This is a genomic window from Neisseria sp. P0013.S005 (assembly GCF_051958425.1).
Lineage (GTDB): Bacteria > Pseudomonadota > Gammaproteobacteria > Burkholderiales > Neisseriaceae > Neisseria > Neisseria subflava.
Genome location: NZ_JBQCVL010000109.1, coordinates 1 through 224 on the forward strand (window position 1 = coordinate 1; position 224 = coordinate 224).

Sequence of the window (224 nt, forward strand, 5' to 3'; positions counted from 1 at the left end):
GTGGTCGGGTTTGTCGGCGATGAAGGGGTTTTTGCGGTGTTGGGGCATGGTTTTGGATTGGGGATGTTCGAGTGCGCCGATGCCGCCTTCTTGATAGGCGCGTATCCATCGTCGCAGGTGGGTTCGGGAAATGCCGTAGTGGTCTGCGTACGCTGTTGGCTGCGTATGTGAAGGTAGTGGAGTACGGCTTGGTATTTGAAGTGTAATGTATATTTGCTCATAAA

Annotated in this window: 1 protein-coding gene; it reads right to left on the reverse strand. The window is 52.7% G+C overall.

Translation table 11 applies throughout. From position 1 onward, the window contains the following. Positions 1–224, reverse strand: a 224-nt coding sequence (locus ACTHTA_RS11700) for a helix-turn-helix domain-containing protein (protein WP_440364853.1), incomplete at both ends; no start/stop codon positions are given.